The sequence below is a fragment of the Inhella crocodyli genome, from assembly GCF_004004565.1.
GTDB lineage: Bacteria > Pseudomonadota > Gammaproteobacteria > Burkholderiales > Burkholderiaceae_C > Inhella > Inhella crocodyli.
In genome coordinates this window covers 217184-236373 of sequence record NZ_SACM01000004.1, presented here as the reverse complement: position 1 = coordinate 236373, position 19190 = coordinate 217184, and the positions used below count along the sequence as shown (strand labels likewise).

The 19190-nt window shown below is 70.8% G+C and carries 10 protein-coding genes; 5 read left to right on the top strand and 5 right to left on the bottom strand.

The genetic code is table 11. From position 1 onward, the window contains the following. Nucleotides 1–6 precede the first annotated feature (6 nt). Both EOD73_RS14225 and EOD73_RS14220 read left to right on the top strand, forming a co-directional pair. Entirely contained in the window at nt 7–5436 is a 5430-nt protein-coding gene (locus EOD73_RS14225; protein WP_164846086.1) for an AAA family ATPase, read from the top strand. A 31-nt stretch (nt 5437–5467) separates the two neighbouring features. Continuing rightward, nucleotides 5468–6166, top strand: a complete 699-nt coding sequence (locus EOD73_RS14220; RefSeq protein ID WP_205702476.1) for a phospholipase D-like domain-containing protein — start codon at nt 5468–5470, stop codon at nt 6164–6166. A 494-nt stretch (nt 6167–6660) separates the two neighbouring features. Here EOD73_RS14220 and EOD73_RS14215 read toward each other — a convergent pair whose 3' ends face one another. Continuing rightward, on the bottom strand, nt 6661–7983 hold the full coding sequence (locus EOD73_RS14215; RefSeq protein ID WP_127683688.1) for a hypothetical protein: 1323 nt from the start codon (nt 7981–7983) through the stop codon (nt 6661–6663). Nucleotides 7984–8351: 368 nt separating this feature from the next. Here EOD73_RS14215 and EOD73_RS14210 point away from each other — a divergent pair, with 368 nt between their 5' ends. The 3 genes from EOD73_RS14210 (at nt 8352) to EOD73_RS14200 (ending at nt 13107) form a co-directional block, all read left to right on the top strand. Continuing rightward, nucleotides 8352–11054, top strand: a complete 2703-nt coding sequence (locus tag EOD73_RS14210) for a TonB-dependent receptor (protein ID WP_127683687.1) — start codon at nt 8352–8354, stop codon at nt 11052–11054. A gap of 68 nt (nt 11055–11122) precedes the next feature. Then, nucleotides 11123–12097 (top strand): glycoside hydrolase family 18 protein, encoded by a 975-nt coding sequence (locus EOD73_RS14205; protein WP_127683686.1) that lies wholly within the window; start codon nt 11123–11125, stop codon nt 12095–12097. An 8-nt stretch (nt 12098–12105) separates the two neighbouring features. Continuing rightward, nucleotides 12106–13107: a cupin-like domain-containing protein gene (locus EOD73_RS14200; RefSeq protein WP_127683685.1), complete on the top strand. Its 1002-nt coding sequence runs from the start codon at nt 12106–12108 to the stop codon at nt 13105–13107. Between the two features lie 55 nt (nt 13108–13162). Here EOD73_RS14200 and EOD73_RS14195 read toward each other — a convergent pair whose 3' ends face one another. The 4 genes from EOD73_RS14195 to EOD73_RS14180 all read right to left on the bottom strand — a co-directional run bounded on the left by EOD73_RS14195 (nt 13163) and on the right by EOD73_RS14180 (nt 19190). Next, on the bottom strand, nt 13163–14917 hold the full coding sequence (locus EOD73_RS14195; protein WP_127683684.1) for a methyl-accepting chemotaxis protein: 1755 nt from the start codon (nt 14915–14917) through the stop codon (nt 13163–13165). 206 nt (nt 14918–15123) lie between these two features. Continuing rightward, nucleotides 15124–16833 carry a methyl-accepting chemotaxis protein gene (locus tag EOD73_RS14190; protein ID WP_127683683.1) on the bottom strand — a complete coding sequence of 570 codons (1710 nt, stop codon included), beginning with the start codon at nt 16831–16833 and terminating at the stop codon, nt 15124–15126. Nucleotides 16834–16998: 165 nt separating this feature from the next. Next, nucleotides 16999–17859, bottom strand: a complete 861-nt coding sequence (locus tag EOD73_RS14185) for a glycoside hydrolase family 16 protein (RefSeq protein WP_127683682.1) — start codon at nt 17857–17859, stop codon at nt 16999–17001. Next, a complete protein-coding gene (locus EOD73_RS14180; RefSeq protein ID WP_127683681.1) occupies nt 17856–19190 on the bottom strand; it encodes an MFS transporter in 1335 nt (444 codons plus the stop codon). Before EOD73_RS14180 ends, EOD73_RS14185 begins: the two co-directional genes overlap by 4 nt.

Below are 19190 nucleotides of genomic sequence, written 5' to 3'. Positions count from 1 at the left end.
TCCGCCGTGAGCCTCCCCGCCGCGGCCCTCCCCCCCGCCAGCGACGGCCCGCGCATCCCGGGCTACCGGATCGACGGCGTCATGCACCGCTCGCGCTGGCGCGTGGTGCTGGCGGCGCAGCGCCTGTCCGACGGCGCAGAGGTGGTGCTCAAGACCGTCGACGCCGAGTACCCCACGCGCCAGCAGCTGGCCGAGCTGCGGCGCGAGCACGCCATCTTGCAGCGCCTGCAGCCGGTGGAGGGCGTGATCCGCGTGCTCGGCCTGGAGCCGCACGGGCAGGGCAACCTGGCGCTGGTGACCGAGCGCTTCGGCCGCTCGCTGGCGCACCGCATGCACGACCGCGCGGCCCTGCCCGGCCGCGCGCGCCCCGGGGAGGCGCCGGGGCTGGCGCCCTTGCCGCTGGCGCAGGTGCTCGACGTGGCCATCGCGGTGACCCGCACGCTGTCCCAGTTGCACGAGATGGACTTGGTGCACAAAGGCATCGAGCCGCACAACATCCTGCTGGACGACGCCGGCGCCATCCGCCTGATCGACTTCGGCATCGCGTCCGAGCTGTCGCAGGAGCGCGCCGAGGGCCTGGCGCCCAACCGCTTGGAGGGCTCCTTGCCCTTCCTGTCGCCCGAGCAGACCGGGCGCATGAACCGCGCGCTGGACTACCGCGCCGACTTCTACGCGCTGGGCGTCACCCTGTTCCAGCTGCTCACGGGCCGCCTGCCCTTCCAGGCGCAAACGCCGCTGGAGTGGGTGCACTGCCACCTCAGCCGCGTGCCGCCCTCGCCCGCCGAGTTCGTGCCGACCTTGCCGGCCACCGTGTGCGCCATCGTGGCCCGGCTGCTGGCCAAGAACGCCGACGAGCGCTACCAAAGCGGCTTCGGGCTCGTCGAAGACCTGGGCCGCTGCAAGCGCGAGCTGGTGCAAACGGGCACGGTGTCGGGCTTCGCCATCGGCCGGCGCGACGTCTCCCGCCACCTGCAGATCAGCCAAAGCCTGGTGGGCCGCGAGACCGAGCGCGCCGAGCTGCTGGCCCTGCTGCAGCAGGCGGCCGAAGGCGCCATGGTGCTGTGCACCGTCGCCGGCGTCTCGGGCGTGGGCAAGTCGGCCCTGGTGAACGAGCTGGAGCGCCCGCTCGTGGGCCTGCAGGGCTGGATGGCCCACGGCAAGTTCGACCAGTTCCAGCGCGGCCAGCCTTACGCCGCCCTGGCCATGGCCCTGCGCGCGCTGACCCGCCAGCTGCTGGCCGAGCCGGCCGCGCGCCGCGACGCCGTGGCCCAGGCCCTGGCCCCGGCCCTGGGCGCCAACGGGGCCGTGCTGCTGGAACTGGCGCCCGACTTCGAGGCCCTCATCGGGCCCCAGCCCGGCGTGCCCGAACTGCCGGCCACCGAGGCCCGCAACCGCCTGCACAACACCCTGGTGGACGCGCTGCGCGCGCTCACCCGCGACCAGCCCCTGGTGCTGTTCCTCGACGACCTGCAGTTCGGCGACGCGGCCACGCTCAAGTTCATCCGTTGGCTGGGCGCCAGCCACGAACTGCCGCACCTGATGCTGGTGGGCGCCTACCGCAGCGACGAGGTGGACGTGGGCCACCCGGTGCGCCTGGCGCTGGACGAAATCCGCGCCAGCCGGCCCTTGCACGAGCTGGTGCTGCGGCCCCTCGCCGCCGAGCCGGTGGAGCGCCTCGTGGCCGGGGCGCTGCACAGCACGCCAGAGCTCGTGCGGCCGCTGGCCCGCCTCCTGCACCAGCGGGCCGAGGGCAACCCCTTCTTCTTGATCGAGATGCTCAAGGGCGCCGAGCGCGCCGGGGCCCTGAGCTTCGACGGCGAATCGGGCCGTTGGCGCTGGAACCTCGACGCCGTGCGCCTGGCCGGCGTGGGCGGCAACGTGGTCGACTTCCTGCTGGCCAGCCTGCGCCGCCTGACGCCCGGCACGCAGCGCGTGCTCGAGCTGGCCGCCTGCATCGGCAGCCGCTTCGACCTGCGCACCCTGGCCGTCATCCACCAGCAATCGGCCCAGGCCACGGCCGCCGCGCTGCAGCCGGCGCTGGCGCGGCAGCTGGTGATGCCCCTGCACCAGGACTACCGCTTCGTCGGTCATGGCGAGACGGCCGACGTCGACGAGACGCTGAACCCGAGCTACCGCTTCCAGCACGACCGCGTGCAGCAAGCGGCCTACGCCCTGATCGACGACGACCGCCGCCAGGCCGTGCACCTGTCGGTGGGCCGCCTGGTGCTGCGCCATGCCACGGCCACCGAGCGGCGCGAGCAACTGATCGACATCGTCAACCACCTCAACGCCGGCCGCCGCCTGATCGGCGACGAGGCCGAGCGCTTGCAGCTGGCGCAGCTCAACCTCGAGGCCGCCCAGCAGGCGCAGCGCGCGGCCGCCTACGAGACCGCGCGCGGCTACCTGGCCGTGGGCCAAGAGCTGCTGCCGGCCGACGCCTGGGACGAGCACCACGCGCTGGCCATGGCCCTGGGCGTGGAGGCGCAGCAGTGCGCCTACCTCACCGGTCGCCTGGACGAGGCCGAGGCCGCCATCGAGGCCCTGCTGCCCCGCGCCCCCGACGCCCTGGCCAAGGCCGAGCTGCTGTCGCTGCGCACGCGCCAGTACGCCACCACGGGCAAGATGCCCCAGTCCATCCGCGCCGCCATCGCCGGTTTGGCGCTGCTGGGCGTGCGCTTCCAGGCCGACCCCTCGCCCGACGCCATCCGCCGCGAGGCGGCCGCCGTGCGCAAGCACCTGGCCGGCCGTCGCGTGGCCGAGCTGATCGACGCGCCCCTGATGCAAGACGCCCGCCAGAAGGTGGCGCTGCGCCTGCTGATGGAGATCTTCCCGGCGGCGTTTTTGTCAGGCAGCGGCAACCTCTTCCCTTACCTCGTGCTCAAGGCGGTGAACCTGTCGCTGCGGCACGGCACGGGCCCCGAGTCGGCCTTCGCCTACGCGGCCTACGGCATGCTGCTGTGCGGCGCGCTGGACGACCCGGCCCTGGGCTTCGAGTACGGCGAGCTGGCCGTGGCCATGAACGACCGGCTCGACGACATCGCGCTCAAGACCCGGGTGCGCTACGTCTACACGATGTTCGTGCACCACTGGAGCCGCCACTGGCGCACGATGACGCCCTGGTTCCGCCGCGGCATCGAGTCGGGCTACGCCTCGGGCGACATGCTCTACCTGGCCTACAGCGCGCAGGACTGCCTGATCTGGGACCCGACCCTGGACCTGGACGAGGCCGAGCGCGAGCACGCCGAGCTGCTCAAGATCGTGCGCCAGACCGGCTACCAAGACTCGTACGACTCGGGCACCCTGTTCCGGCAGATGCAGCGCAACTTCCTCGGCCGCACCGAGTCGCTGCTGTCGATGAACGACGCCGGCTTCGACGAAGCCCAGTGCCTGGCCGGCATGCTGGAACGCCGCTTCATGACCGGCGTGGCCAACTTCCACATCTACAAGACCGAGATCTGCTGGTTCTACGGCGCGGTGGAGCAGGCCTGGGTGCACGTGCGCGAGCAAGACCGGCTGATGGCCTCGGCCATGTCGCTGCCGCAGTTGGTGCGTTACGTGATCGTGTCCTTCCTGGTGCGCGTGGCCATGCTGCCCCAGCTGGGCGAGGCCGAGGCGAGCGCCACCCGCGAGCGCCTGCGCAGCGACCTGCGCCGCATGGCGCGTTGGGCCAAGCACTGCCCCGAGAACTTCGCGCACTTGCAGGCCCTGATGGAGGCCGAGCTGGCGCGCCTGGACGGGCACCCCGAGGCCGCCTGGCACCGGTACGAGGCGGCCATCGACCGCGCCCGCGAGCACGGCTGGCGCCGCGACGAGGCCATGGCCCACGAACGCCTGGCCCGGCACCTGATGGCCCAAGGCCGGCGCAAGGCCGCCGAGGGCTACCTGCGCGCCGCCGAGCAGCTGTACGAGCGCTGGGGCGCCGTGCGCAAGGTGCAGCACCTGCACGAAGAGTTCGTCGGCATGCTGGGCGACACGCGCGTGCGCGCCACCTCCGCCGGCAAGCTCATCGACGCCAGCCAGCTCGACATGGCCACGGTCATGAAAGCGGCCCAGACCATCTCGGGCGAGATCGTGCTCGACCAGCTCTGGGCCACCACCATGCGCATCATGTTGGAGAGCGCCGGCGGCCAGCGCGGCGCCTTCGTCGTGCCGCGCGACGGGCAGCTGGTGGTGCTGGGGCTGGTGCAGGTGGGCGGCGAAGACGGCGAGGCGCCCTCGCCCACGCAGCCCCTGCGCCTGGGCAGCGCCGAAGGGGCGCGCTGCGTGCCCGCCGCCCTGGTGGACGAGGTGCTGCGCACGCAAGCGCCCGTGCTGCTGCGCAACGCCGCCGAAGAGGGCGCCTTCGTGCGCGAGCCCTACGTCGCCGCCCAGCGCCCGCGCTCGGTCATGGCCTTGCCGCTGATGCGCCAGGGCCAGTGCGAAGGCGTCGTGTACTTGGAGAACCGCCTCGTGCCCGGCGTGTTCACCGTCGAGCGCCTGGACGTGGTGCGCATGCTGGCCGCGCAGGTGGCCATCTCCATCGAGAACGCGCGCCTCGTGGACCAGCAAGCCCGGCTCATCGCCGCGCAGCGCCAGTTCGTGCCGGCGCAGTTCCTTGACAGCCTGAACCACCAGGACATCGCGCGCGTCGACATCGGCGAGACCGTGGCGAAGACCATGAGCGTGCTGTTCTCCGACCTGCGCGGCTTCACGCCCTTGGCCGAGACCCTGCAGCCGCGCGAGGTCATCGGCATCCTCAACGCCTACTTCGCCGGCATGGGCGCGGCCATCGGCGAGGCCGGGGGCTTCATCGACTCGTTCGCGGGCGACGAGATCAAGGCCCTGTTCGACGCCGGCAGCGGCGGCTCCGCCGACCACGCGGTGCGCGGCGCGGTGCTGATGTGGCGCGCGCTGGAGCACTTCAACGAACGCGCCGTGGGCCTGGGCCAGCCGCAGCTCAACATGGGCATCGGCGTGAACACCGGCCCGGTGGTGCTGGGCACCGTGGGCGGGCAAGGGCGCCTGCAGTGCTCGGTCATCGGCGACACGGTGAACCTGGCCTCGCGCATCGAGCAGCTGACCAAGGTCTACGGCGCCCGCGTGCTGGTGGGCCAGGCCGCCTGGGCGGCGCTGCAGAACCGCGAGGCCCACGCCTTCCGCCTCGTGGACCGCGTGGCCGTCAAGGGCCGCGTGGAACCGCTGGGCCTGTACGAGTTGCTCGATGCCGACCCACCGGCCGTCCGCGCCGCCAAGCTGGCCACGCGCGGCACGCTGGAGGCCGGCATGGTGCGCTACGCGGCGCGCGACTTCGACGGCGCGCTGCAGGCCTTCCTGTCGGCCGCCAGCGAAGACCCCGACGACCTCGTGCCGCGCCTCTTCATCGAACGCTGCGAGCGCCTGCGCCGCGAGCCCCCGCCGCCCGAGTGGTGCGGCGTGGAGCGCCTGACCCGCAAGTGAACCCCGTCCCTTCAACCGGAGTCGACCGACCATGGCCCCCACGCCCCGCAGCGCCTCGCAACCCCGCGCCCCCACCCTGCAAACCTTCGACCTGCTGGACCTGCAGGTCTACACCCGCGAGGGCAGCTACAGCAAGAACGCGAGCAAGGACTTCCACCTCTTCTACGTGGGGCGGGACGACGTGCACGACATCCTCAAGCACATCCTGTCGCGGGTGTCGGTGTCGCTGTACCTGAACATGTTCGGCTACGACGACGACGAGTTGAACGACATCGTGATGGAGAAGGTCATGGACCCGCACATCACGGTGCTCATCACGCTGGACAAGAGCCAGGCCGGCGGCAAGCACGAGAAGGCCTTGCTCGACGTCGACCGCGCCAAGAGCCTGGAAGACTTCAACACCCACTTCGTCATCGGCTCCTCGGCCACGCACCAGATCAGCCACACCAAGGGTTTCGTGGCCGACGGGCTGGTGGGCGCCGAAGGCTCCACCAACTGGTCGGCCTCGGGCGAAGGCACCTTCGTGGTCAAGGGCCAGGCCGGCGGCGCGGGCTACAAGGCGCAGAACAACACGCAGTCGGTGTTCACCGACCCGGACACGATCCACCGCTTCCAGGCGCAGTTGATTGCCGAGCATTTGGCGGCGCAGAAGGTGGAGATGGCGCGGAAGGCGGGGAAGGTTCCCGCGCCAGCGCCAGTTGCTTCCAAGGGCGTTGCCAAGAAGCGGTGAGCCTTTGGGCGTGAGAGCCCGCAGGGCGCTCCGCCCCTGCACCCCGGGTTCCTTTTGTCTTGCCAAAAGGAACCAAAAGCGCCTGCCCCGGCTCCAGCGCCCCTGGCTGCGCCAGGGGTACCCTGTGCTGCTCGTTCCGGGGGGCCGCGGGATTGAACTCCCTGCGCTCACTGCGTTCGCTCCGGTCAAACAGCAATCCCGGGTCAGTGCTTGAAGCGCGCTGACGCGCGCGCCCCCCTTTACTGCGCTGCTCGGCGCTTCCGAACGGGGCAACAGCCGGGAAACGGCGCAGAGGGTTGAAGTCCGGGCTGTTCGGCATTCGGCTGTTGGCTGCTTGGCTGTTGCCCCGTTCGGGCCTGGCGGCCTGAGCAGCGCAGGGAACCCCAGCCGCAGGCTGGGGCGCTGGAGCCGGGGCAGGCGGCTTTCCCCCATTTGGCCAAGACCAAATGGGGTCGGGTGCAGGGGTGAAGCCCCTGCGGGCTCTCACCAAGCGCTCAAGCCTTCAACTCATCACACCCAAAGCAAGGCGACAAGTCCGTCCCTCCGGCCTTCCGACACCGCTCCTGCGCCTGCGCAAACGTCCACTTCGGCCCCACCACCTTCGGGTCGAAGCAGATGTCCATCTGCGCCAGCGCGCACAGGGTCAGCCGGTCGTCGGCGGCGGGCGGCACCGGGGCGCCGCTGCCATCGTCGGCCCCGAACCAGCGCTGGCAAGCCTGGCGGGTCGCCTCTTGGGGGTCCAGGTGCTGGCCCTTCTGGCGGGCCGCGTCCATCAGCGCCAAGAAGGTGGCGGCTACCAGGTCTTGGGCTTCGTACTTGCTGATGTTGGGGATGAACCGCGGGTCGCCGCCGCACTTGCCGGTGACGCCCGCCGCGATCATGTGGTTCACGACCAAGTAGGGCGTCATCTTGGGGCTGTCGGGGTGCAGGCGCACCAAGCCCGACTGCAAGACGTCGGCCCGCGGCGAGCCGTTCTTGTCGCGCGGCAGCTGGTCCTTGAAGCGCGTGCGGAACCAGCCCGGGGCTTGCGGGTCGTACAGCGGCGAGCCGCCCACCAGCAGCGGCAGCGTGTAGGGGTTGGCGGCGTTGGCCGGCGGGTCCAGCATCAGCGCCAGCACGTTGCGCAGGTAGTTCAGGCCCTCGGCCTCGTTGTCGAAGAACAGCGAGGTCAGGTTGATGGGGAAGAAGTCGTTCGGGTACTCGCTCTCGCCCGAGCCCGGGGCGGCGATGGGGTTCACGTCCACGATGGCGTGGTAGCGCTCGGGCTGGGGCACGCCGGCGCAGGTCAGCAACTGCGCCCACCGCCGCAGCGTGGCGTTGTTCAGGTAGTCGCAGTGGCGGTAGGCCACGATGGGCGGGTAGTGCAGCAGCGTCACGGCCGCGTGGTTCACGATGGGCATGCCCAGCGGCAGGCAGGGCAGCCATTCCGAGGGGCCGTCCGAGCGGTTCACCGGGTAGCCGGCCATGGGGTTCCAGGCGGGGGTCTTTTGCGCGGCGGCGCAGCCGCGCAGGGCCAAGGCGCCGTGCTGCTCGTCGAGCAGGGCCACGTGCATCTGGGCGAACTGCGCGCCGGCCTCGCGCGAGTCCTCCAGCGGCGAAAAGCTCACCGTGTAGCCCTGGGCGTCGCGCTCGACGTGCAGCGAGCCGGCCACGATGCCGATGCCGTCTTGGCGCAGCGAGCTGGCGGTGAAGTGCGCGATCACCGCCTCCGTCGTGTGCAAGCCGGCTTGCTCGCGCGTGGCGGGGTCCAAACGGGCGGGGTCGGGGTACAGGGCCGCTTGGGTTTCCGGGCTGCCGGGCAGGCGGTATCGGATCATGGGCAAAGCTCCTGGGGACGTGAAGGCGGCGGGCAGCATAGACCCCGGCCTCCCGCGCCGGGGCCCTCCCCGGGCAAGCCCCGATACGACAATACCAATGCAATACCAAATGACAGAGGATGTGGCGTGGTGTTCACAGGCAAACCCCTAGATCGGTGGGCTTTCATAGGGAGAGATGGTGCAAGCCAAGGGAAAACACCATGTTTCAAGTGGTATGCAAGTGGGCCGCGACACGGCTACAGTGGCCTCTCATTGGTTGGGGTATTGATACCACTTGGTGCCAGCGCCTCCGACCTCCCGACGGTGCATGGCCGCGTCCATGCAACCGGTTCTCTGCCGACCCCCGCCTTGCCCACCGAGGACGCTCCATGAAGACCCACCTGACCCCCGTTTCCAGCGCCATTGGTGCCCTGCTGTTCGGCATGGCCCTGAGCGCCCAGGCCCAACAAGCGCCGGCCAAGCCGGCCGACGCGCAGAAGCTCGAAACGGTGGTCGTCACCGGCATCCGCGCCTCGCTCGAACAGTCGATCAACCAGAAGAAGCGCAGCGACGCCCTGGTCGAAGTGATCACGGCCGAAGACATCGGCAAGATGCCCGACAAGAACGTGGCCGACAGCCTGCAGCGCGTGCCGGGCGTCACCATCAGCTCGGCCGGTGCCGGCGAAGGCGGCTTCGACGAGAACGACCGCGTGAGCCTGCGGGGCACCAACCCCAGCCTGACGCAGACCATGATCAACGGCCACATGATCGGCAGCGGCGACTGGTTCGTGCTGAACCAGGTCGGCACCGTGGGCCGCTCGGTCAGCTACTCCTTGCTGCCTTCTGAACTGGTCAGCAAGGTCGTGGTGCGCAAGAGCTCGCAGGCCGACTTGGTCGAAGGCGGCGTGGCCGGCACCGTGGACATCATCACCCGCAAGCCGCTGGAGTTCACCAAGGCCCTGACGCTGGAGGCCTCGCTGGGCGCGGTGTACTCCGACCTGCCCAAGAAGACCGACCCGCAGCTGAGCGCCCTGGTGAACTGGCGCGACGCCAGCAAGACCTTCGGCGTGATGGCGCAGTTCTTCTCGCAAGAGCGCCACCTGCGCCGCGACGGCATCGAAACCCTGGGCTACAGCAAGATCGCCCCGGGCAGCGCCATCGCCCTGAGCAACCCCGACCTCGCCGGCGTGGCCTACCCCAACGCCATCGGCTCGGCCCTGTTCGAGCAAGAGCGCAAGCGCACCGGCGGCCTGATCACCATCCAGTTCAAGCCCACCAACGCGCTGAGCTTCGACCTGACCGGCTTCAAGTCGGAGATGGAAGCCAGCAACTACAACCGCAACTACCTGGTGTGGACCAGCCGCATCCTGAACGGCGGCGCCGGCCAGGCCCCCGACGCCGGCTACGTGGTGCGCAACGGCACCCTGGTGCAGGCCAATTTCACGCCCATCGCCGGGCGCCAGTACGTCATCGTCGACCAGATCCTGCGTCCGGACGCCCGTTCGGAAACCGGTTTCCTGAACCTGCAAGGCGAGTGGAAGAGCGGCGACCTGACGATCAGCGGCAAGGCCGGCTCCAGCACCGGCAAGGGCGACACGCCCACGCAAGCCGTGTTCGAAGGCGACGTGCTCAACACCGGCGCCAGCTACCGCCTGAACGGCATCGGCAACGCGCCCGACTCGGCCCTGCGCGCCGGCAACGCCGCCGTGTTCACCGGCACGACCCTGGACTGGATCTTCGGCGCCAGCCCCGCCAGCACCAAGGACAAGGAAGACTGGGCCCAGCTCGACGGCGAGTACCAGCTCGACGGCGGCGTGGTCAGCTCCATCAAGTTCGGCGCCCGCAGCGCCAAGCACAGCCGCGACAGCCGCTTCGTGGCCCAAGGTCCGAAGTGGTCGGCCGACCCCTTCAACGCCGCCAACCTGCCGGCCTGGAACGGCCAGACCTACCCGAGCGACTTCGGGGGCGGCCTGGGCGGCAACTTCATCAAGAACCCCTGGCAGATCGACCCGGCCGTTTTGAAGGCCTGGGGCGACAAGTTCTCGAACCGCGACCCGCTGCAGCGCCAGTACTTCCCGGGCGAGTTCGAGATGGACGAGAAGACCACGGCCGCCTACGCCATGGCCAACCTGACCGGCAGCGGCTGGAGCGGCAACGCCGGCCTGCGCCTGGTGGAGACCAAGGTCAACGTGCTGACCAACGTCGCCATCGCCGGCTCGGTCTGCGCCCCGCTGGCACCCTGCGCCGTGCCCGGTGCCATCACCACCTCGGCCTTCGGTTCGTTCTACCGCAAGAACGTGGAGAACACCCACAAGGACGTGCTGCCCAGCGTCAACCTGAAGGTGGACCTGGCCAAGGACGTGATCGGCCGCTTCGCCATCACCAAGACCCTGGCCCGCCCCGACTACAGCGCCCTGGGCGGTGCGGTCAGCCTGGACGACACCAACCTCACCGGCAACGGCGGCAACCCCAACCTGAAGCCGATCCGCGCCACGAACCTGGACGCCGCCTTCGAGTACTACTTCGCCCCGCGCTCGCTGGTCTCGCTCGGCCTGTTCCACATCGACCTGAACAACTACGTCAGCTACGGCGTCAGCCAGGCCAGCTACTTCAACGAGCAGCAAAAGGCCTTCCGCACCTACAACATCTCCTCGCCGGTCAACAGCAAGGGCAAGGTGCAGGGCTTCGAGCTGGGCTACCAGCAGAGCTTCGGCGGTGGCTTCGGCGCGCTGGCCAACTACACCTACGCCGACGGCGAGGAAAAGGGCGGCAAGCAGCTGGTGGGCAACAGCAAGAACACGTACAACGTGGCGGCCTACTTCGAGAACGACTGGTTGAACGCCCGCGTGGCCTACACCTACCGCTCGGCCTTCTTCAACGGCCTGGACCGCGCCTCGGCGCAGAACCAAGCCGCGGTGGGCACGGTCTCGGCCTCATTCGGCTACAAGATCAACGACAGCATGAGCCTGTCGCTGGACCTGCTGAACCTGAACCGTCCGGTGCTGAAGTACTACGCCGACAACGTCGACCAGCCCACCGCGTTCTACGTCAACGGCCGCCAGGCTTACCTGACGCTGCGCGCCAAGCTCTGATCGCTTCTAGCGCTGTCATCGCACGACCAGGGGTGGCTTCGGCCACCCCTTTTTCCTTGAGTCCCCGCATGCACCGCCTCGCTTTCTGGCTGGCCCTCAGTCTCGGCGGCGCCGCCTCGCCCACCGGGGCGGCGCCGTCCGTTTTGTGGACCGGCCCGTACCAAGACGTCTCGCTCGCCCCCGTGCCTTTGGCCGCCCCGGCCTGGTTGCCCGCGCCCGCCCCAGGCCGGGTGCTGGTGTGGGCCTTTGCCACCGGCACCTGCGGCCACGAGCGCTGGCGCGCCAACGACGATGCGGCCGGCACCGAGGCCTTCGCCCGCGCCGGCGTGGCCGAGATGCTGCGCCGGGGCCAGGACTACGTCGTCTCCACCGGCGGCGAGGCCGCCGGCTTCTTGTGCGACAACGACGCCGACTTCGCGCGCTTCGTCGCCCGCTACCAGTCGCCGCGCCTCAAGGGCATCGACTTCGACATCGAGCGCCAGCAAACCCCGGCGCAGATCGACGCGCTGGCCGCCCGCTTGGCCTTCGCCCACCGCATCTGGCCCGCGCTGCGCCTGAGCGTCACCCTGGCCACCCACGCCGCCAGCGACGGCAGCGGCCGCAACCTCAACGCCACGGGCGACACCGTGCTGGCCGCGCTGCAGCGCCACGGCGTGGCCGAGGCCGTCGTGGTCAACCTCATGGTCATGAACTACGGCCCCGCTGACGCGCGCTGGTGCGTGGTGAAGGGGGGCCGCTGCGACATGGGCGCCTCCGCCTTGCAGGCCGCGCGCAACCTGCACGAACAGCGCGGCGTGCCCTACGCACGCATCGCCCTGACCCTCATGCCCGGCGAGAACGACGTGGCCGGCAACGTCAGCACCCCCGACGACGCCCGCACCCTGATGGCCGGCGCCCGGGCGCTGGGCCTGGCCGGCGTGCACTTCTGGTCGGTGGACCGCGACCAGGCCTGCCCGGCCGGCGAGCCCCGCGTCTCGCCCCGCTGCCACGCGCTGCCCGGCGTGCCGGCAGGCAGCTTCGGCCGCCTGTTGGGCGGCGAGTAAGGCATCCCATGCGCCCGCTCGACGAACGCCCCGCCGCCGGCCTGACCCGCGCCGCCTTCGAGGCCGAGGTGCTGCCCCGCTTCGAGCCCCTGGTGCTGCGCGGCCTGGTGGCCCACTGGCCCGGCGTGCAGGTGGCCGCCCAGGGCGACGCGGCCATGGCCGACTGGCTGCGCGCCCACGCCAGCCCGGCCGACGTGGACGCCGTCATGCTGCCGCCCGACCAAGGCCGCCGCATCGGCTACCGCGACGGCGTCGGCCCCGGCTTCAACTTCCTGCGCAACCGCCTGCCCTTGAGCGACCTGCTCAACCAAATCCAGCGCTACACCGCCTTTCGGCACGCGCCCGCCGTGGCCGCGCAAAGCGCGCCGCTGGCCGAGTGCGCACCGGGCTTGGTGGCCACGCACGGGCTGGACCTCGTCGACCCCGAAACCGCCCCCGCCCGCCTGTGGCTGGGCAACGCCATCACCACCCCGGCGCACGTGGACGAGTCGCACAACCTCGCCTGCGTGGTGGCCGGCGAGCGGCGCTTCTTGCTCTACCCGCCCGAGGCCGTGTCGCACCTGGCGGTCGGGCCGCTGGGGCAAGGCCCGGCCGGCACGCCCATCACCCTGGTGGACCCCGACGCCCCGCCCACCGCACCGGGCCAGCGCGAGGCGCACGCGCTGGCGCGCGAAGCCCTGCTCGGCCCCGGCGACGCGGTCTACATCCCGCCCCTGTGGTGGCACCACGTGGCCTCGCAGCGGCCGCTGAACCTGCTGATCAACTTTTGGTGGCGCGCGCCCCAGGCCGCGTCGGGCCTGGACGCCCTGCTGCACACCCTGCTGGCCTTGCGAGACCTGCCGGAGGCCGAGCGCGCCGCTTGGCGCACCCTGTTCGAGCACTGGGTGTTCGGCGCCACGCCCGAGCGCTTCGCCCACCTGCCCCCGGGGCTGCGGGGCCTGCACGACGGCGTCGGCCCCGCGCAAGCCGCCGCGGTGCGGGCCTTGCTGCGCAAGCGCTTGGCGGGCTGAGGCGTTGATGCGCCAAGGCGCTAAGGCGCCGACGTCCTCAGGCGGCCCGCGCCGCTCAGAACGAGGTCCACTCGCCGTCGTTGGGCTCGGCGGACGGCGCCGGCGACGGGGCGGGCCTGGAAACCGACGCTGCCGATGATGGGGCCGGCGCCCGCGCGCTCACCGCCGGCGCCGGGCGGCGCGCGGCCAAGGCAGCGCCCGCGGGCCGTTGCACCGAGGCCTTGGGGGGCGGTCGCACCGGGGCCGGCGCGCGCTGCGCGTCGCCGTTCAGCTTGAACACCGCCACGGTGGCCGCCAAGGCCTTGGCCTGCTGCTGCAGGCTGTCGGCCGCGGCCGCGCTTTCTTCCACCAGCGCCGCGTTTTGCTGCGTCACCTGGTCGAGCTGGTTCACCGCGTCGCCGATCTGGCCGATGCCCTTGCTCTGCTCGCTGCTGGCCGCGCTGATTTCGCCGATCAGGTCGGCCACGCGCCGCACCTGGGCCACGACCTCGCCCACCGTTTGTCCGGCCTCGGCCACCAGCGCGTTGCCCGCCTCCACCCGCTCGACGCTGGCGCCGATCAGGGACTTGATCTCCTTGGCCGCCTCGGCGCTGCGCTGGGCCAGGGTGCGCACCTCGCCGGCCACCACCGCGAAGCCGCGGCCCTGTTCGCCCGCGCGGGCCGCTTCCACGGCGGCGTTCAGGGCCAGGATGTTGGTTTGGAAGGCGATGCCGTCGATGGTGCCGATGATGTCGGCGATCTTTTTGCTGGAACTGGTGATCTCCTCCATCGTGCTGACCACCTGGCCCATCACCTGGCCGCCGTTCTCGGCCACGCGCGAGGCCCCGTCGGCCATCTGCGCCGCCTGCCGGGCGGTGTCGGTGTTGTGGTTCACCGTGGCGTTGAGCTCTTCCATGGAGGCCGCGGTTTGCTGCAGGTTGCTGGCCTGCTCCTCGGTGCGCTGGCTGAGGTCGGCGTTGCCTTGGGCGATCTGGCCCGAGGCCGTGGCCACGCTCTCGGCGTTGCCGCGCACGTTGCCCACGATCTCGACCAGCGCGGCCGTCATGCGCTGCAGCGCCTCCAGCAGTTGCCCGGTCTCGTCGCGGCTGCGCACCACGATCTCCGTCCGCAGGTCGCCCTCGGCCACGGTTTCGGCCACCTGCACCGCCTCGCGGATGGGGCCGACGATGGAGCGCGTGATCCACAGCGCCAGCCCGACGGCCAGCGCCGTGGCCACGCCGGCCACGGCCCACAGCACCGCCTCGGCGCGGTGGGCTTCGGTTTGGGCGGCCTCACTCGATTCCTTCATCATCGCCACCTGGTAGTCGGCAAACGCGTACAAGGTCTTCATGTAGGCCAGCTGAGCCGGTCGCATCTCGCCGAAGAGCAGGGCCACGGTGCCGGCCTTGTCGCCGGCTTCGGCCAGCTGGGCGACCCGGTCGAGTTGCGCGTTGAAGGCCGCGCGCTCGCGCTGGATGGCCGCCAAGAACTCGCGGCCCTTGGGCGACTTGACCACCTTGTCCAGCTCGCTGAACAGTTGTGCGTTCTCTTCGCGGGCCTTGCGGATGTCGGCCAGCTGTTGCTCTTGCTGGGCCTTGTCGTCCAGCAGCGCCACGTTGCGGATGGCGCGGGCCACTTCGTTGACGTTGTCGATGGTGGCGTTGGCCTTCAGCACCTTGGGCACGTAGTCCTCGGTGGCTTCGGTCAGGCGCTCGTCGATGCTGCCCATGCCGGAGCGACCCACCAGCGTGACCACCAGCAAGGCCGCGATCAGCACGGCAAACGCGGCGCCGAGGCGGGAGCCGATCTTCAAGTTCAGCAAGAAGTTCATGGGCGGGGGCTCGTGTTGGGGCCCGGCCACCAGCGGCCGGCGCGATCCCTCAGGCTACTCCTAGGCGCAGGGCCGTCCCCTCGGGTTTGCGAGCGGCTGTGACTTCTTTCACCCGCGCCAGCCCGGGTGGCCGGCGGCTGTTGGCCGCCGGTCACGCGCGCGCCCGGTGCCCCTCGCGCGGCGGCCCCATGGCGCGGCCAGGGGCCTCAGAAGTCGGTCCAGCCGCCGTCGCTCGTGCCGCCGCCGGCCAGGGCCAAGGCCGGCACGGCCGCGGCCACCGCGGTGCGCTTGGGCGCGGGCGCGCGGGCGGGGGTGCTGGCGGCCTTGGGGCGGGCGGGCGCCGGGCTGGCGCGGCCCGCGTCCCCGTCGCCGGCCAGGCGGAACACCGACACGGCCTGCGCCAGCGAGCGCGCTTGGTGCTGCAAGCTTTCCGACGCGGCGGCACTCTCCTCCACCAAGGCGGCGTTTTGCTGCGTCACCTGGTCCAGTTGCTGCACCGCCTGGCCGATTTGGCCCAGGCCGGTGTTCTGCTCGGTGCTGGCGGCGCTCATCTCGCCGATCAGGTCGGCCACGCGGCGCACTTGGGCCATCACCTCGTCCGTGGTGCTGCCGGCCTGGGCGACCAGGGCGTTGCCCGCCTCCACGCGCTCGGTGCTGGTGCCGATCAAGACCTTGATCTCCTTGGCCGCCTCGGCGCTGCGCTGCGCCAGGGTGCGCACCTCGCTGGCCACGACGGCGAAACCCCGACCCTCCTCGCCCGCGCGGGCGGCCTCCACGGCGGCGTTCAAGGCCAGGATGTTGGTCTGGAAGGCGATCCCGTCGATGGCGCCGGTGATGTCGGCAATGCGGTGGCTGGCCTGGGTGATTTGCGCCATGGTGTTCACCACCTGGGCCATGACCGCGCCCTGCGACTCGGCGGCCCGCGCCGCGCCCTCCGCCAGCTGCACCGCCTGCCGCGCGTTGTCGGCGTTGTGCTGCACGGTGGCGTTGATTTGCTCCATCGAGGCCGCGGTTTGCTGCAGGTTGCTGGCCTGCTCTTCGGTGCGCTGGCTCAGGTCGGCGTTGCCCTGGGCGATCTGGCTGGAGGCCGTGGCCACGCACTCGGCGTTGTCGCGCACCTGGCCGACGATCTGCACCAGCGCCGCCGACATGCGCTGCAAGGCCGTCAGCAAGCGCGCGGTCTCGTCGCGGCCGTGCACGACGATTTCGGTGCGCAGGTCGCCCTCGGCCACCGCGTCGGCCACGCGCACGGCCTGCGCGATCGGCCGCACGATGGAGCGGGTGGTGAACAGGGCGAGCAGGGCCCCGGCCACCAGGGCCAGGGCCGTGACCACCAGCAAGGCCCAACCGGCGCGCTCGACGGTGGCCTCGGCCGCATGACCGGCCTGGTCCATCAGCGTGCGCTGGTAGTCGATCAGCGCGTCCAGGCGCTCGAAGTAGGTGGACTGCGCGGCGGCCGTGCCGCCCAGCAGCAGCTCGCGGGCCTCGTCGAAGCGCTTTTGCTGCTTCAGGGCCAGCACCCGATCCACCGACTCGTTGTACGGCTGACGGGCTTCAGCGGCGGCCTGCAAAAGGCCTTTGCCCTTGTCACTGGTGATCCGCCGTTCTAAGGCTTCGATCAACCCGCCGTTTTGCTGCCTTGCTGTGGCGATCGCCTCGGCTTCGCGGCTCATCGCGTCGGCTTCGGTCAAAAGGGCCAGGTTGCGCACGCCGATGGCAATGCGGTCGACGTTGGCTTTGACCTCCTCCAGCTGCTCGAACTTGACGACGCGGTCGTCGACCAGCAGCTTGACCTCGGCGTTCACCTCGGCCAGTTGCCCCCAAGCGTAGGCGGCCACGGCCGCGGTGAAACCCAGGGTCAGCGCGAAGCCCAGGGCCAGGCGCTGACCGATCGACAGGTGGTGGATCCCCAACATGGTGCCCTCCGATCCGAGGTGCCAGCGAAGTGTTCCGGGCCGCTGCCGCCGGTGGCGAATCACAAAATTCGCGATGACGGATCGCAGACTAATAAATTTGCCATCGATTCGCGCGCCGTTGTTGTGGACAAGGCGTGCATGAATGCGCGTTCAAGGCGCCCGCGTTCAGAAATCGCAGCGCGAGGGCAGGGGGCCGGGGGGCACGGTGTCGAGCTGGGCCACGCCGGCGATGCGCAGGCGGGTCACCTCGGCCAGCACCTGGGCGGGGCTGAGTTGGCGCTCGGGCGCGTGCAGCACCCAGTCCACGTCTTGTTCGTAGACCCGCGCCTGCGCGCTGGCCGGCCCCAGGCCGCCGGACGAGAACCACAGGTTGAAGCTCGGCGCCATGGGCGCCACGGGCACGTTGCGGCCGCCGTGGGTGGCGATGAGCTTCCCGTCCAGGTAGTGGCGGGTGCTGAAGGCGTCGACCTGGATCACCAGGGTGTGCCAGCCGTCCAGCGCGCCCATCACCTCGGTGGCCTGGTTGCGGGCGTCCCAGGGGTCCAGGCGCACGGTTTGCCAGCTCACGGCGTACAGGCGCGGCTGCGGGCTGCCCCAGCCGCCGTTGGGCAGGTGCTCGAAGTCGACCTCGCTGAAGGCCGGGTCGTAGTCGTGCGACAGGGGGCTGGCCAGGTAGAAGGTTTGCACCACGGGGTCGCCGTCGGCGCCCGCCACCGGCTGCGCGCTGAAGCGCACGCGGGCGGCCACCGTGCCGCGCAGGGCCTTGCGCTGGTGGCAGGCCTGGGCCTGCACGGTGCCCTCGGGCGTGCCGTCGGTCTGCGCGCGCAATCGCAAGACGCGGTTGCCGGGCTTGGCGGGGTCGTCGACCAGGGCGATGGCCTCGGGCGCCCAGCGCGCGCCGGGCACGCCGGGGTGGCCTGCCGCGGTGCGCAGCACCCAGCCTTGGGCGCGCAGCGCGTCGGTGTCGGGCTGGCTGAAGTCGTCGAAGAACAGCCCCGCCGCGATGGCCAGCGCCGCGGCGCTCATTTCACGGCGCTGGGGTTGGCGGCCTCGTCGCCGAGAAAACGCGTGCTGGGCGCGCCCGCGTCGTCGTCCTGGGCCTCGGCCTTGGGCCAGCGCAGGAAGAAGAGCATCAGCAGCGCCGGCACGCCACAGGCGATGGTCCACAGGAAAAACCGCTCGTACCCCAGGGCCAGTTGGATGTCGCCGCTGACCGTCTTGCTGACGACGAAGCCCAGCTGCATCACGCCCGAGCCCAGCGCGTAGTGCGCGGTTTGGAAGCGGCCCGGGGCCACGACTTGCATGATGAACAGGATCATGCCGACGAAGCCGAAGCCGTACCCGGCCATCTCCACGCTGATGGCCCAGCCGATGGTCCACAGGTCCTCGGGCCGCGCCACGCTCAAGCCGTAGAACACGGCGTTGGGCACGGCCATGGCCAGGATGAGCACCGGCAGCGCGCGGCGCAGGCCCAGCCAGGCGGTGAAGTAGCCGCCCAAGATGCTGCCCACCAAAAAGGCCGCCGTGCCGGCGGTGCCGTAGATGCCGCCGACCTGCTCGGTGCTCAGGCCCAGGCCACCGGCCTCGCGGGCCTCTTTGAGGAACAGCGGACCGATGGTCTGCACCTGCCCTTCGGCCAGGCGGAACAGCACGATGAAGACGATGGCGATCCAGATGCCGGGCTTCTTCAGGAAGTCGGCGATCACCTCGCGCAGGGTGCGCGCCACGGTGGCGGCGTTGAGATCGCCCGCACCGGCGTTCAGGGTCCCGGGCAGGGCGCGCGCGTTGTAGGTGGCCAGCGCGCCCAGGCCCACGGCCAGCAGCACGAAGATCAGCGACCAGGCGTTGAACACGCCGATGCGCGTTTCCAGGTGGCCGGCCAGCACCAGCAGTCCGCCCAGCGTGAGGAACTTGCTGGCGTTGAAAAACGCGCCCTGCCAGCCGGCGTAGGCCGCCTGCTGCGTGTCGCTCAAGCTCGCCATGTACAGGCCGTCGGCCGCGATGTCGTGCGTGGCCGAGGCGTAGGCCAGCACGAAGAGCAGCGCGATCGTCAGCCCGAACCACACCGGCAACTGCAGCGCCACGGCAATGAGGCCCAGGCCGATGGCGCCCGTGAACTGCATGGCCACGATGACCAGTTTCTTGCTGCGCAGCAGCTCGAGGAAGGGGCTCCACAGCGGCTTGAACACCCAGGCCAGGCCCATGGCCCCGGTCCAGCGGGCGATGGCGTCGTTGCCCACCCCCATGCTCTTGAACATCAGGCCCGCGATGAGCATGACGACGAAGAACTGCAGGCCCTGCGCGAAGTACAGCGTGGGCACCCAGCGCAGGGGGGAGACGGTGGGCTTGGCATCCAT